8 protein-coding genes and 2 pseudogenes are annotated in these 11,600 nt (G+C 71.1%); 4 read left to right on the forward strand and 6 right to left on the reverse strand.

Annotation, left to right across the window (positions count from 1 at the left end; translation table 11 throughout):
* Positions 1 to 37: 37 nt before the first annotated feature.
* The 5 genes and pseudogenes from AC0699_RS08240 to AC0699_RS08260 form a co-directional block, all read right to left on the reverse strand.
* Positions 38 to 2,478: pseudogene (locus AC0699_RS08240) on the reverse strand (GH92 family glycosyl hydrolase).
* A gap of 399 nt (positions 2,479 to 2,877) precedes the next feature.
* The gene (locus AC0699_RS08245; RefSeq protein ID WP_478657169.1) at positions 2,878 to 4,260 is read right to left on the reverse strand and encodes a YhgE/Pip domain-containing protein; all 1,383 of its coding nucleotides are present in this window, start codon (positions 4,258 to 4,260) and stop codon (positions 2,878 to 2,880) included.
* Positions 4,261 to 4,285: 25 nt separating this feature from the next.
* Positions 4,286 to 5,269, reverse strand: a complete 984-nt coding sequence (locus AC0699_RS08250; RefSeq protein ID WP_478657171.1) for an LLM class flavin-dependent oxidoreductase — start codon at positions 5,267 to 5,269, stop codon at positions 4,286 to 4,288.
* Positions 5,262 to 6,500 carry an LLM class flavin-dependent oxidoreductase gene (locus tag AC0699_RS08255; RefSeq protein ID WP_478657173.1) on the reverse strand — a complete coding sequence of 413 codons (1,239 nt, stop codon included), beginning with the start codon at positions 6,498 to 6,500 and terminating at the stop codon, positions 5,262 to 5,264. Before AC0699_RS08255 ends, AC0699_RS08250 begins: the two co-directional genes overlap by 8 nt.
* Before the next feature lie 162 nt (positions 6,501 to 6,662).
* Positions 6,663 to 7,397 carry a thioesterase II family protein gene (locus AC0699_RS08260; protein ID WP_478657176.1) on the reverse strand — a complete coding sequence of 245 codons (735 nt, stop codon included), beginning with the start codon at positions 7,395 to 7,397 and terminating at the stop codon, positions 6,663 to 6,665.
* Positions 7,398 to 7,567: 170 nt separating this feature from the next.
* Here AC0699_RS08260 and AC0699_RS08265 point away from each other — a divergent pair, with 170 nt between their 5' ends.
* Complete coding sequence (locus AC0699_RS08265) at positions 7,568 to 8,161, forward strand: TetR/AcrR family transcriptional regulator (RefSeq protein ID WP_478657179.1); 594 nt, start codon at positions 7,568 to 7,570, stop codon at positions 8,159 to 8,161.
* 55 nt (positions 8,162 to 8,216) lie between these two features.
* Here the strand turns inward: AC0699_RS08265 and AC0699_RS08270 are convergent, their stop codons facing one another.
* Positions 8,217 to 8,693, reverse strand: coding sequence for an SRPBCC family protein (locus AC0699_RS08270; RefSeq protein WP_478657182.1), 477 nt, complete (start codon positions 8,691 to 8,693; stop codon positions 8,217 to 8,219).
* 659 nt (positions 8,694 to 9,352) lie between these two features.
* Between AC0699_RS08270 and AC0699_RS08275 the strand changes: the two genes are divergently transcribed.
* The 3 genes and pseudogenes from AC0699_RS08275 to AC0699_RS08285 all read left to right on the forward strand — a co-directional run.
* Positions 9,353 to 10,306 (forward strand): VlmB-like protein, encoded by a 954-nt coding sequence (locus tag AC0699_RS08275; protein WP_478657184.1) that lies wholly within the window; start codon positions 9,353 to 9,355, stop codon positions 10,304 to 10,306.
* The gene (locus tag AC0699_RS08280) at positions 10,303 to 11,187 is read left to right on the forward strand and encodes an alpha/beta hydrolase family protein (RefSeq protein ID WP_478657186.1); all 885 of its coding nucleotides are present in this window, start codon (positions 10,303 to 10,305) and stop codon (positions 11,185 to 11,187) included. Before AC0699_RS08275 ends, AC0699_RS08280 begins: the two co-directional genes overlap by 4 nt.
* 143 nt (positions 11,188 to 11,330) lie before the next feature.
* A pseudogene (locus AC0699_RS08285) lies at positions 11,331 to 11,417 on the forward strand (IS5 family transposase); the annotation flags it as partial.
* Between the last annotated feature and the right edge of the window lie 183 nt (positions 11,418 to 11,600).

Below are 11,600 nucleotides of genomic sequence, written 5' to 3' on the forward strand. Positions count from 1 at the left end.
CGGGCAGCGGGGCGCAGCGAGCTTCCCGGCAGACGGCCTAGCGGACGTCGACCGGCAGGTCCGCGGCGGCCGTGCCCCAGCCGGTCTCGGCGCTCGGGCTGAGCCGGAAGGCGACGTGCCCGCCGCGGGCGACCAGTGCCCCGCTCGCCCAGGAGCGGTGGTGCTCACGCCCGTTGACGGTGACGCCGCCGACGTAGCGGTTCGCCTGCGAGGCGTCCGGGGCGGTCACGGTGATCGGCGCGCGGCCGTCGCGGTGCAGGACGGCGCGGGGGAACAGCGGGGCGGACAGCAGCAGCTCAGAGCGGCCTGGTGCCTGCGGGTACATGCCCAGAGCGGCGAAAACGTACCAGGTGGACATGGTGCCGAGGTCGTCATTGCCGGGCAGACCGCTCGGACCGGTGCCGTAGACGGAGTTCACGATCTCACGGACGGCCTCCTGTGTCTTCCACGGCTGCCCGAGGGCGTTGTACAGCCAAGGGGCATGGATCCCGGGCTCATTGGTCGGGTCGTACCGCAGCGGATCGCCGCCCGCGAGCGACCAGCTGCCGTCCGGCTTGTGGAAGAAGCCGTCCAGCCGCGCAGCCGCGGTCTCGCGGCCACCCATCTTCTCGGCGAGACCGGACACATCCTGCGGCACCATCCAGGTGTAAGTGGCACTGCTGCCCTGCGCAAAGCCGGTACCGGTCGCCGGGGTGAAGCCGGGCACCCAGCTCCCGTCGAGATTGCGCGCCTGCACATACCCCTCGTGAGGGGTGGCCTGCGGGTTGAACACGTTCTTCCAGTAGGCCGCGCGCTCGGAGAACTGCTTCTGCAGGTCCCGGTGGCCGAGCAGTCCGGCCCACTGCGCGAGCGCCGAGTCCGCGACGGACGCCTCCAGCGTCTCCGCCGCGCCGCCCCAGCAGTGGCAGACGTCCTGCGCGGCGTAGTGCGAGGAGAGGTACTGGGCCAGATTGGGCCGGGCACCGATGCACTGCCCGGGACAGCCCGCGTCGGAGAGTCCGTCGGGATGGGGCAACGTGGCCTGGCGCACCAGGGAGGCGAAGGCACCCTCGGCATCGAAATTGCGTACGCCCATGGCGTAGAAAGCCGCAAGAGTGGCGGCCGAGGGGTCGCCGGTCATCACATGCGTGGCCCCGGTGACATGCACCCAGCGGTCCCACACTCCGCCGTTCTGCCGGGCATAGTTGTAGAGGGACTGGGCGAAGTCCCCTGCGATACGCGGTTCGAGAAGTGCGAGCAGCTGAATCTGGGCGCGGTACTGGTCCCAGCCGGAGAAGTTGCTGTACTGGGCGCCCTGTCCCTTGGCCAGACGGTGCTCCTTGCCGTCCATACCCATGTAGCGGCCGTTGACGTCGCTCATCACGTTCGGCTGCATCAGGGCGTGGTACAGCGCGGTGTAGAACGCGGTGCGCTGGTCCGCGCTGCCCCCGCTGATCTTGATGCTGCGCAGCTGGTCGTCCCAGGTGCGGTAGCCTCGCGCCGCCACCGAGGCAACGTTGTCACGACGACGTTGTACCTCGGCGTCGAGGTTCTGCGCCGCGGCGGCGCCGCTGACGTACGAAATGCCCAGACGCATCCGCACGGTGCGGTTCCCGCTCGTGTCGAACCCGACCCAGCCGCCGGAGCCGCGCCCGGCCCGGTCCGCTCCGGTCGCGTATCCCTCGCCCCCGGACGCCTCGGTGCCGCCGGGCCGCACCTGCGCGTCGTGCCAGGTTCCGGTGGAGCGGAAGGCGTGGTCGAAACGGGCCACGAAGTGCAGCCGGTAGTAGCTCTTGCGGTTGTTGATACCGCCGTTGGCCCGCCGTCCACAGAAGGCACCGGTCAGCACGGAGCCGGTGACCTCCTGCCGCCGGGGGTCGATACGGATGTCGGCGTCCTCCTGCCGTTGAGCGAGTTGGACGTACGGAACAGCAGCTTGGCCGGGCTGCCCTCGGGGAAGGTGAACTCCCCCACGCCGGCCCGCTGGGTGACCGCGAGATCCGTGGCCACTCCGGAGGCGAGGGTCACCTTGTAGCGGCCGGGGCGGGCTTCTTCCCGGCTGTGCGAGAAGTCGCTCGCGTAGATGCTGTCCGTGGTGTCCGCCGACGGAGAGCTGGTGATCTCCCCGGTGTACGGCATGATCGGGACATCTCCCGCGGCACCGGGGTTGCAGCCGGCGCCGTTGACGTGGGTGAGGCTGAAGCCCCGCACCCGCGTGACGTCGTACTGGTAGCCGTTGGCGGCTCCTGTGCTGGTCTGGTCACCCTTGGTGCTGGTCGGGCTCCAGGCGATCATTCCGAACGGCAGGGTGGCGCCGGGCCAGGTGGTGCCGTTGCGGGTGGTCCCGATGAAGGGGTCCACATGGCCGGCGGGGTGACGGACCTCGTCGGCGGGGGAATCGGCCGGCAGCTGGGCCACGGCGGGGGCTCGGATGGGGTCGTTCGCCGACGCCTGAGACGTGAGCAGCGAGCCCGGTATCAGCGTGATGGCCAACAGCATGGCCGGGAAACGGCGTTTGGGATGGCGCAAGACAAGCTCTCCAAAGGGTGCGGCGGGCCGGACGGGCCGACTCCACGGTGAGGATCAGCGTGACTTCTTACTCACCCGCGCCGAAGTCGGCGCCCGCGAACACCGACGCACCGGTGAACTCCTGATGAGAAGTCGACTACTTCACACGTCGCGCGACATTGAGCATCACCATCAGCCATGAACACGAGACGAGGACCGCGACCGCAAGGTCGAGGCCCTCGTCCCCGTATCGTCAGTGGTTGTGTCCGAGGGGGATCAACCACTGTCGATACGGTCGTGATCGCGCAAGGGCGGCTCCAGCTGCGGGATCAACCGGGTCGGGCCCACTCCTCGGGAGAGCCGACCCCGTCACGGCTTCTCGCCGTCTGCTCACCGCTTGCGCGCATGACGTGCGGTGGGCCGTTGCGACGGGGGCGGCGTTGCCGGCCGCGGCAGTGCGGTCGCGACGCCGGCGACCGCCACGGCCGCTGGTTCATGGTCCGCGGCACGGTGGTAGCCGCGGCGGTCGTACCAGCGGGAGACTGCCCAGCCGATGATCGCGGCACCGGCCGCGTAGCCGCTCAGGACCAGCCACGCCAGCTGGACCCGGTCGGCGTCGGCGTCGAAGAACAACAGCGATCGCACCCCTTCGACCACATGACGAGCCGGCAGCACCGCCCCCACGGCCGCGAATCCGTGGGAAAGAGCCTCCTGCGGGATGGCGCCCGCAGACAGCGGGACGCCGACGAGGGTTATCGTGAACAGGGCCAGAACCTGGCCCGGCGCCCCGAACACGGCGAACAGGGCGAGGGTGAGCAGGACGACGGCCGCGCAGGCGGTGCTGCAGAACAGCACGAACCGGGCGGGGCCGCCGGGCCGGAGGCCGGTGCTCCACAGGGCGACACCGGCGACGACGGCACCCGCCGCGCATCCCATCACGGCACCGAGCACCGTCTTGGCCAGGAACGTCGATGACCGTGCGATCCTGACGACCGGCTGGAGGAACCTCCGCGGGCCGACTTCCAACGGCAAGTAACCCAGCCTCGCATCGACGAACATCGTCAGCAGCGTGGCCGGGAGCAGCCCCGAGACGAGCAGCGCGATGGCGATGTAGAGCGGGAGGGCTCCGGCAGCCGACCCGACGGACCCGGACGACGTCTGACGCACCACGGCGGTGACCTCGACCGGGTCGTCGAGCAGGGCCAGGAGACCGGGCGGCGCCGCCTTCTTCGCGCCGGCCCGGCCACCGGCTGCCGCCTTGACGGCCAGTTGTGCGCCCAGTTGTCTTGACGCCGACGCCACGGTACTGCGCATCACCTTGTCCGCCGTCGAAGCTGCCATGCCGCTCACGCCGCGCGGGGTGACGAGTTCCATCGCCGGGCGCCGGGCGTTCGGCCCGCTGCCGATCAGGGACAGGGCCCGGCCGGTGAAGTCACGGGGCACGATCAGCGCCGCGTAGGCGTCCTGGGCGTCGAGGATCCGCCATGCGTCCCGGCGGGTAGGGACCACGTGCCATTGCACACGCCCGTCCTTGCGGGCGGCGCGTACGATGCCGTCGGCGAGCTCGCCACCCAGGTTCACCGTGGAGTCCGGTCCGGTGACCCCCTCGTCGCCGATGACGAGGACGAGTGGCAGGTTCCGCAGATGACTGTCGGGGTCCGAGGCCGGCCCCAGGTAGCTGACGGTGCTCAAGGCGGCGAGCAGCGAACCGATCAGCACCACGATCCAGGCGCGGGGCTGCTTCCATACCGTGCTGGCCCGCAGGGGGACCACCTCCGTGGGAAAGAGAACGGGACGATCAGGCCTGACGGCGGGACGTACGGTCTGCCGGCCGCTCAAGTGCCAGCCGCCCCCGCAACGTTCGAGACCGGCGCACACCGCTGGGCAGCAGGCCGTGCTCGCGCAGCATCGGAAGTGTCCGGCGGGCGAAGAGTTCCAGTGCGGCGGGGCCGCCGGGCAGGTCGGCCAGAAGACCGGCCGGCTGCTCCTGGTGCAGCAGCCGCCGGACGCGTTCGACGGTCTCGTCGGGCGCTTCGGCGGCAACGGACAAGGAGGCGAACCGGGGGCTGCGGCACGTAACGGGGCGGTCAGTGACGTGGTAGTCGGGCACGTAGGGGGCGTCGGCGGAGCCGGCCCAGGAGGCCAGCGTCACGGGATGGCCCTGCGGCGGGCGGGCGATGTTCAGCGGACCGGCGACGTTGTAGTGGGGGCCCTCGTGACCGATGAGGTGCATGCCGTCGGCCCTGAAGTAGGTCCCGGAAGCCCGGTCGTGCACGAAGGCGTCGTCGTCGAAGCTGTCCCACAGGCCCGTGAGCACGGACAGGTACTCCTCGGCGCGCTGCCGCGCCTCGGCGCCCTCCTGCTGGGCCGGCAGACCGGCCTCTCGCTCCACCGCGTCCGGCCGTGCATCCAGGAGTACCCCGGCTCGTCCGTCGGACATGATGTCGAGGGTGGCCAGCTCACGAGCCAGGTGGTAGGGCTCGTGCGACGCGGGGGACGCCTCGGCGATCAGACCGATGCCCGTCGTGCGGGAGGCGACGCTCGCAAGGACCGCGGTCGGTTCCAGCGCCGCCGCGCCCGGAGCGCCGTTCCTGCGTATCACGAGCGCGTCGATTCCTGCCCTGTCGGCGGTGACCGCGGCATCATGAAGCCGTCGCAGCCATCGACCCGTCCCGCCCTGGGGAACCGGAGCACAGGGTGCCGCACCGGCCTGCGGGGAATGCGGCTGCGGAGTTGCGGGCAGGGCGACGAACAGTCGGACGGTGTTGGTCGGCTCAGGCATGCGTGCCTCCGGGGGCCGGCGCGTGGCGCGGCAGCCCGAGGTTCTGCCGCAGGTCGCTGCCGTCGTAGGAGTTGGGGAAGACACCCCGGCGCCACAGTTCGGGGATCACGTGGTCGACGAAGTCGACGAGCGGGCCCGGCAGGAAGGGGAACGACATCATGAAGCCGTCCGCGCCCCTCTCCTCGTACCACTCCTGCATGTGGTCGGCGATCTGCGTCGGAGTGCCGGCGACGATCTGCCCGCTCAGGAAGTGCTCGGCCAGCTGACGGGTCGTGAAGGCGTTGTCTCGCGCCATCCTGATCAGCAGTTCCCGCCGGCTCTGGCTCCGGTTGGTCGGCGGGACCTCGGGCAGGGGTGCGTCCAGGTCCTGGCCGGTGAGATCGAGCCCGAGGTTCTCCTGCAGCCACTGGCGGGCCACGTCCTCGTGGACCAGTCCGCGCAGCGTCGCCACTTGGTCCCGTGCCTCGGCCTCCGTACTCGCCACCAAGGGCCACAGCGCCGGCCAGATCTGCACGTGCTCCGGCCGGCGTCCCGCTGCCCGGACCTTCTCCTTCACTTCGGCGTAGAAGCGGCGGGCGCCGGCCAGGTCACGCTGGTCGGTGAAGACGACGTCGGCGTACCGGGCGGCGAAGTCGATGCCGGCCGGTGACGCGCCCGCCTGGAAGAGGACGGGATGGCCCTGGACAGGCGCCGGGATGCCCGGCGCCCGGGCGACGTGCGCAGCGTCCCACAAGGCCCGGACCTCGTCGACGGAGCGTTCCGCGAGTTTGTACCTCAGGTCGTGCGGAACGGGTGGCCGGCCGAAGTTCGCTGCTTCCTGCGGCAGGACGGAGGTGACGATGTTCCACCCCGCCCGGCCGCCGGAGATCGTGTCGAGTGAGGCGAAACGGCGTGCCAGCTGGTGCGCGTGCCAGTAAGTGGTCGAGCCGGTCGCCACGAGCCCGATGTGGTCCGTGGCCCCGGCGAGTCCGGACAGCAGGGTGAGGGGCTCGAAGTGGTCGGCCCGCGCGGCCTTGTTCAGGCCGGGGCCTTCGCCCCAGGGCGCGAGCAGGTCGGGGCGGAAGACGGCGTCGATCCTGCCGCGCTCCAGCTCCATGGCGAGGAACTCGTGGAACGGATAGTCGAGTTGGCCATGGGCCCTGGCCCGTGGGTGGCGCCAGCCGGCCCAGTGGCCGCCGGAGCCGTGCAGTAGAACTCCCAGTGCGAGGCGCCCGGTGGGCGGGTGCGGCATTGCTGGTTCTCTCCTGTTGCGTGGGTACGGTGTGGTCGTCGCCCGGTCGGCCGGTCGGACGGGATGCCGGGGCAGCCGGTCCCCGTCACGGGCCGCTGCGGCCTCGTGGCCCCGGCTCTTGGCGGGGTGGCCGGAGGCTCGGTCCGTGCGGGGGCGAGCCCCTCACCGTCCGGTGGCCTCGCGGGGCAGCAGCCCGGCGTCTGTGGCTGCGGCCAGGCCGAGGGCGGCCAGCAGGCGCGGCACGGTGTCGCTCTGCCACGGGAAGAAGTGGCTGCCGCGTAGGATGCGCAGGCCCTTCCACTCCTCCGCGTGGCGCTGCCATGCGGCGACCTGGTCCGGCGCGTGGACCACGTCCCGGTCACCGGCCAGTGTGTAGAGCGGGACGGTCACGGGCCGCACCGACGATGTGCGGGCTGTGCCGAGGAGCCGGAAGTCGGCCCGGAGCGGACGGAGGACGAGGGCTCGCATCTGCGGGCTCGCGAGGACATCGGCAGGTGTCGCTCCGAGCCGGGTGACATGCTCGAGAAGGGCGTCCGGATCGTCGGCGAGCGCGTGGTTGGCGCGTGTGTCGAGCAGTTCGGGTGGCGCCATTGCGGAGATCACTAGCCCCTGCGGGGGTGTGCCGAGCTCGTCCAGTGCGCAGCACAGTTCATGGGCGAGCAGCCCGCCCATGCTGTGGCCGAAAAGGATCAGCGGTGCGGCGGGGTCGCCGAGGCGGGGCAGCAGGTCCGCGACGACATCGGCGGCGTTCTCCAGCGGAAGCTCGGCGAGCCGGCGGCCGTGGCCCGGCAGCTCAGGCGCGATCAGTTCGCACGCCTCTGGCATGACCGAGGACCAGGGGCGGTAGGCATCGGCGGATCCCCCGGCGAAGGGCAGACAGACGACACGGGCTCTCATGTATTTCCCCCTGAAGCGGATCTGGACGCCATCGAGGCGCTCCGCCGGATCCGGGCCTTCGGGCCCGCGAATCAAATGCAACGCAACGGTGCGTTGCCACGATAGGACAGCGCTAGGCTGGACGCAACACAACGTTGCGTTGGGCCCCTGGGGCCGGTACGGAGGTCGCGGTGGCGACAGGCGGAAGCAGCTCGGACGAGCGGTCGGGCGGCAGGCAGGGAGGGCCACGCCGTAAGGGCGAGATCTTCACGGCATGTCTCGACATGCTCGCGACCCAAGGCTACGACGGGCTCACCATCGAGGGCGTCGCCCAGCGCTCCGGCGTCAACAAGACGACCATCTACCGCTGGTGGCCGTCCAAGTCGGAACTGCTGCGCGACGCCCTCCTGCACTCGGGCACGCTCTCCCTGGACCTGCCCGACTCCGGGAGCCTCGAGGGGGACCTGACCGCTCTCGCCACCCAGGTCCAGACCCTCCTCGACGGACCCCGGACGCGCGCCGTGGTGGAGGCGGCCCTGGTGGGGGCGGTGCGCCACCAGGCCATGCGGGAACTGGTGACCCACTTCCTCGGGGACCGGCTCGGGCGCCACCAGCCCATCTTCACCAGGGCCGTGGAGCGCGGGGAGCTGCCGGCCGACTTCGACCCCGCCCTGCTGGTGGACGCCATGACCGGCGCACTGTGGATCCGGCTGCTGGTACGCCGCAAGCCGATGGAGAGCGGGTTCACCGACCGGCTGATCTCGTTGCTGCTCAACGGGGTTTGAGCGGTGCCATGCCGCGCCACCCGACGGCGGGCGACCGGGGGCGCCGGGTTCGGCCTCAGCCGCCCAGGGCGGCCTTGATCCTGCCGAGCGTGGTGCGCATACCGGCCCTGTTGACCTCCGCGCGGTCGGCCGGGCGCGTGCCGGTGAACACCCTCCCGAGGAACTCCGCCATCCGGGCACCAGGGCCGGTCCGCAGGTCCTCCCAGTACTCGGTGATCCTGGTGGCCGACCCCTCCGGTTCGCAGCGATACCCCCACAGAGCCACCGGCAGCCCGAACGTCGTGACCCGGAAGGCGAATTCGGACGGCAGCTCAGCCCGGGTCACCTGACAGGTGGTGAACCAGACCAGGAGCCCCTTGCGGTTGAATCCGACGAACCTGGTTCCCTTGCCGGCCACTTGACCGCGGTGCCACACGGCGAAGCACTCCGGGCTCCACTTCCCCATGTCGCGCACCCGGGAAACCGCGGCGTACGCATCCTCGACGGAGGCGTCGACAAGAAGGCTTTCCTCGATTTTCCACAGACGTTCCACAATTCCCCCGGCCGCAAAGGCTGTTACGAGATCGGACCGGCCGGACTTTAACCAGGCGGGAAGCGCCGGCGCAACAGAGGAACACGAAACAGGCAGCAGGGGTCGGCCCCGCCATCAAGGGCATCAGGAGCAACAGGCTTCCTTCGCCTCACCCTTGACGGCATCATGGCGATGCTCCTAACGTGGAACGAGTCGGATCGTTCTGAGGAAGCAGTCCCGCCCGCCGCCCTCGCGGCACGGCGGGCTACAGGAGTACAGGAGCAAGGGCAAGGGGCAGCGGATCCGGCCCGCCGACGGACCGGCAGCCTGCGGCCGGCGAGCGGCGGCGGAGCGTCAGGACGGCGGTCGCACCGTCACGACTTCTTCCGGTCCCGGCACCGGATTCTCCGGAGCCGGGAAATACCGGAGGCGCGAGCGAAACCCGCGGCATCCGTCGCACCTCTTCCTGAAACTTCACAGTGGCGGGGCGGGCCGCCGCGGGATTCCAGAAGGAAGTTCCGCCGGAATCCCGGTTCTTCGGCCGGCGGACATGACACATTCCGCACTTTCTCTTTTCCACCCGCGTCCTTCAGAGCTTCCCGCCGTGCGCAGGGCACGTCACTGCCGTACGGCTCCCGATCACCACAGCCCCAACGGAACACGACCCGAAGGACCGTACTGTGACCCACATCCCCGTGGAAGCCGACTGGGACAACGCCCCGGGCGTACTCGACGGCGCCCGTGAACTGGAACTGACGCCCACGATGTGCGACCTGCCCTACTGGCTGGAGCACGTGGCCGGTTCCATGCTCCGCCGGCTGTCGGACGGCACGGTGACCGCCGCGCCCCCCACCGAGGCCGTCCTCCGCCCGGGCCCCCTGCGCGAGGCACTCGTCGACGAGTTCACGTTCCGGACGCTGGCCGAGGAGAAGGCCACCCGCGCGCTGTCCTTCCTCGTCTTCCACGCCCCGGACCGGGACTGCATGGAGTTCTACACCACCCAGCTCGTCGACGAGGCACGGCACGCCCGGGCCTTCCGCGACCATCTCCTCGCGGCAGGAATGCCCGATGAGGAGGTCACGGCGGCGGTCGCCCGGACCGCGGCTTCCTCGGGAGCCGCCGTCCTCGACCCCCTGGAGGACTTCGGCCTGCACGTACTGCGGGACCGGCAGGACTTCTACGGCGGTGTTCTCGTCCTGACCGTCCTGGTCGAAGGGATCCTCGCTCCCGCGGCCGAGCTCAGCGAACGCAAGTGGAAGCTCCTGGACCCCTCCGCCGCCCTGGTCGAGCGAGGAGCGAACATGGACGAGATCCGCCATCTGGCGGTGGGCAGCGCCGTCATACGCCAGCACCTCACGCAGCGGCCGCAGGCGCGGGCGGGACTGCTCGACCTCATCCAGGAGGGGCTTCGCCTCTGGGACAAGCTGCCCATGAAGGAGGTGCTCCACCGAAGGGAGTCCTTGTTCCAGGAAGGGCTCGCCGAACACGGCCACCTGCTGGGTGACTACGAGATATGGCCGGGCCGGCGTCTGGTGGACAGCGGCATCGAAGAACGGATGGAAGCCGCGGAACGCTGGTCACGTCAGACTCAGGACGCCCGGCTCAGTTACATGCTCCTCGACGAGGCGCTGTGAAGGCCGGCCACGGCGAACCCGGCACCTGGCGGATTCCGCTGCCAGGTGCGCGCGGTGCCGCGCCGTGCCTCGCCGCGAGGGTCACCGAAGCCGGCCCCGCACCACGCGCCGTCGTCGTGATCTGGCCGGCCCTCGGCGTGAACGCCTCCTATTACGCACCGTTCTGCGGCGCCCTGGCGGCCCGGGGCATCGCCTCCGTCGCCCTCGACATGCGGGGGCAGGGCGACAGCCGCCCACGAGCCGGACGGCGGACCCGGCACGGTTACCACGAGCTGGCCACCCGCGACTGGCCCGCCGTCATCGCCGCCACGCGCGAGCGCTTCGGCGCGGAGGTCCCGCTGCTCCTGCTCGGGCACAGCATCGGTGGGCAGGTCAGCGTGATGCACACGGCCCACGCCCCCAAAAGCGTGGACGGCGTGATCCTCGTCGCCGCCGGCTCGGTGGACCACCGCGGCTTCTCCGGCGCGGCACGGCTGCGTGTCCTGGCCGGTACGCAGTTCATCTCGCTGGTCGCGTCGCTCTGGGGCTACTGGCCGGGACACCTGCTCGGCTTCGGCGGGCGCCAGCCCGCGAGACTGATGCGCGACTGGGCGAGGATCTGCCGCACGGGCCGCTTCACCCCGGCAGGATCGGACTTCGACTACGAGGCCGCCATGGCCGAGGTGGCGCTCCCGGTGCTGGCTGTCTCCGTCGAAGGCGACCACCTCGCCCCGGCCCGAGCGGTGGACCGCCTCTGCGCCAAGCTTCCCTCGGCGACGGTCGAGCGCCGGCACGTCGGCCCGGAGCGCGGCGAGCGGCTCGACCACGTCAGATGGGCGCGTTCCGGTGAGAGCATCGTGGGGCGGATCTCCGACTGGCTCACGCAACAGCACATGGTCTGAGCGGACGGACGGGGACGGCCGCCGCGTCTGCGGACGCGGCGGCCGTCCCCGTCCCGCACACCGGCAAAGGGGTCGGCTCGCACGGTGAGAAGGCCACCGGGACCGCTGAGTCTCCCAGCGATCTCTCCCACGCCCGTTGGGAGTTGGTCGAACCGATGCCAGTGGCCTGGCGGGCCGAGCGCGGTGCCCGGGCACCGGACATCGGTCGGCCTCCCGAACACGACCTGCGCCGACCCGGTTGTGGAGGCAGCGGTCCAGCTTGACCAGGCTGCCCGGCGGATGTGATCCCCGGATCGGCGGCTTTCCGCCGTCGTGAGCCCGCGGGGGGGGGGGGGGGGGGGGGGGGGGGGGGGGGGGGGGGGGGGGGGGGGGGGGGGGGGGGGGGGGGGGGGGGGGGGGGGGGGGGGGGGGGG

This window comes from Streptomyces sp. NPDC043870 (assembly GCF_056435785.1).